The sequence below is a fragment of the Endozoicomonas atrinae genome (genome assembly GCF_001647025.1).
GTDB lineage: Bacteria > Pseudomonadota > Gammaproteobacteria > Pseudomonadales > Endozoicomonadaceae > Endozoicomonas > Endozoicomonas atrinae.
This window is the reverse complement of the sequence record NZ_LUKQ02000457.1, coordinates 1-2402: the sequence shown is the minus strand read 5'-3', so window position 1 is coordinate 2402 and position 2402 is coordinate 1. Positions and strand designations below refer to the sequence as shown.

1 protein-coding gene and 3 pseudogenes are annotated in these 2402 nt (G+C 43.5%); 2 read left to right on the top strand and 2 right to left on the bottom strand.

All coding sequences use genetic code 11. From position 1 onward, the window contains the following. Together AK963_RS36130 and AK963_RS27855 are read left to right on the top strand one after the other, a co-directional pair. Positions 1–190 (top strand): annotated as a pseudogene (locus AK963_RS36130) (IS630 family transposase); the annotation flags it as partial. Between the two features lie 139 nt (positions 191–329). Beyond that, positions 330–566, top strand: coding sequence for a transposase (locus AK963_RS27855; protein ID WP_066018571.1), 237 nt, complete (start codon positions 330–332; stop codon positions 564–566). Positions 567–1182: 616 nt separating this feature from the next. On the opposite strand, the pseudogene AK963_RS27850 reads toward AK963_RS27855, so the two are convergent. Together AK963_RS27850 and AK963_RS36125 are read right to left on the bottom strand one after the other, a co-directional pair. Continuing rightward, positions 1183–1794, bottom strand: a pseudogene (locus AK963_RS27850) (IS4 family transposase); the annotation flags it as partial. 418 nt (positions 1795–2212) lie between these two features. Further along, positions 2213–2402 (bottom strand): annotated as a pseudogene (locus tag AK963_RS36125) (IS630 family transposase); the annotation flags it as partial.

The window sequence follows — 2402 nt, the reverse complement described above, 5'->3', positions numbered from 1 at the left end:
ACCATTCGCACCGGAGTTAAACAGCTCAGAAAGGCTATGGGAGTGGATGCGGGAGCATGACTTATCAAACAAAGCATTTTCAGGTTATGAAAATATTGTAGATTGTTGCTGTGAAGCTTGGAATAACCTTTGCAGCGAAGCTGGTCGACTGTTCAGTCTGTGCTCCCGTGATTGGGCAGTTATACAGTAGTTAGAAAATTCAATTGGTATTACGATTTGATAGAAACGATAGCCGGGTTGTTGTTGGGTGACAAAGGCTACATTAAGCCGATTTTCAAAGAAGATTGCGAAGCAATTGGTATCGACCTGCAAACGCCATTGAAAAAAACATGAAAGATAACCGGCCAAAAAAATTCGTCAAACTGATCATGCGGGTCAGGCGCAGAATCGAAACTGTCATTGGACAGTTGGCACATTATTTCGATATTGAGCACAGTGGCTGCCGTAATATGTGGCGCATGACGGCAAGAATAGCCCGCAAGTTACTGGCTTACAACGTAGGTGTATTCCTAAATGTACAGGCTGGTAAGCCTGCTATTCAGTTTGAGAGTTTAATAACTGCTTGAAAACACGGTTTTCGGGCATGACAGGCAGTGTGCATTCAAAATGGGTTTTCGGTCGGCCATGTAGTATTTATTTCTTGTTCTATAAGTCAAAAGTCGGTCTTCGCGTAGCTACTATAGGAACACCTCTTATAATAGTTAACTGTCATGCCCGCTTCTGTTATTTCCAGCTCTACCAAAAGCATCGTTCTGCAAATTGAAGTTTCTATAGATTAAGGGAACATGCTGAATCTTGAAGATGGCTATGTTGTCGTTAGTGGTTGAGATATTCGTAATCTTTTATTCACTGCGCCCCATTATGGGAATTCGAGTATTAAGACCGATTATATTCCACGAAAACAGAAATAACCGGTTTAGCCATTATTCACTAAGCCTGATATTTTTACAGTTTATAAATATCATGGCTCACTGTACACAACAATTTTCATGAAGCCTTCTCCCACCTGACTTCAAATAGCAGCTCCACTGCTCCACATATTTCTTCCAGCCATTTATCAACGTGATGGAGAATTCTGGCAAGATAATCCAGTCCTGTACGGAAGATGGATTGCGCTTTTCGGCCATGACTTTTTAGCTTGACCGGGGTTGCATCGTTTATCCAATCTCCCGTCTTATATGCTCAGCAGAAGGCTAATGCCAAGGCACAGAGCAACTTTGATATTTTATCCCGATCCTTCAGGTGAGTTTCCTCAAGGTTAAAACCTCTGCCTTTCATAGCTTGAAACATGGTTTCTATTTGCAATCTTTGGAGATAATCTTCAATGGCACGCCAAGATTCAGTATTGCAAATGATCACCATTGGATCATTACCTTTTTTAGAGGCCGCAAGATAGACCATTTGCCCCCACACTTTTATTGGCTGTCTGATGGCCATGGTTTCACCGGTTGTCAGTAAAAATATTCTGGTCACCGGTAATAACCGGTTTTGGTGTTTATTGGGGACCAATGTGTTGCTGGGAACCCTGATGCAAAAAGGCCAGTTCCTATGAACCAGAAATTTCAACCAGCGCTTGCCCTTAAACTCCCTGTCCATGAGTAAACGCTGTATCGCTTGTTCAGGAAATATCTTTTGAAATTTCTGTAGCAGCTCAATGCGCTCCGCCGTATTCGAGCACCCCTTCTTGGGCAGGAGCGTCCATAAAATCGGGATAGCCATGCCCTTGTAGTTAATAGCCAGAAACAGGATGTTGATTTTGAAAATCCCAAACATCCAGTTAGTTCGATCCATGCTGAGTTGCCATTTGCACTAAGGTGCAATCAGGCCAGCGATTATCCTGGCTGTAACAGCGTCCTCAAAAACCACTTCGAGAAAGAATCGCTGAATGCGGCGGTAACAGGATGCAGTCTGTGACTTTCCGGGAAAGGTGGTTGCAAGGTGTGTGAAGTTTACGGTCTGCTTTTGCAGCAGACTCAGCACAAGATGGGCGAGGACGCTCAGTCGGCACTTGTTCCAGTTCAGATAGGTTCTACACTGCGTAATGAGTAAGTCGGCAGGTTCCATTGTCGAGAGGAGTTTTGTGGTAAAAACCTCAAGATAGAGGATCCCGCTGACACACTTCTGATTTTTGTCGTGTACAGTGTCCGGACATATTGAAAAGCGTGAGTTTGAATATAAGCGTCACGGGACTTATACCAATTGAATTTTCTAACTACTGTATAACTGCCCAATCACGGGAGCACAGACTGAACAGTCGACCAGCTTCGCTGCAAAGGTTATTCCAAGCTTCACAGCAACAATCTACAATATTTTCATAACCTGAAAATGCTTTGTTTGATAAGTCATGCTCCCGCATCCACTCCCATAGCCTTTCTGAGCTGTTTAACTCCGGTGCGAATGGT

What these genes read in the sequence shown, in the direction of transcription:
- AK963_RS27855 (WP_066018571.1), top strand. Translation starts at nt 330, where the DNA reads ATGAAAGATAACCGGCCAAAAAAATTCGTCAAACTGATCATGCGGGTC.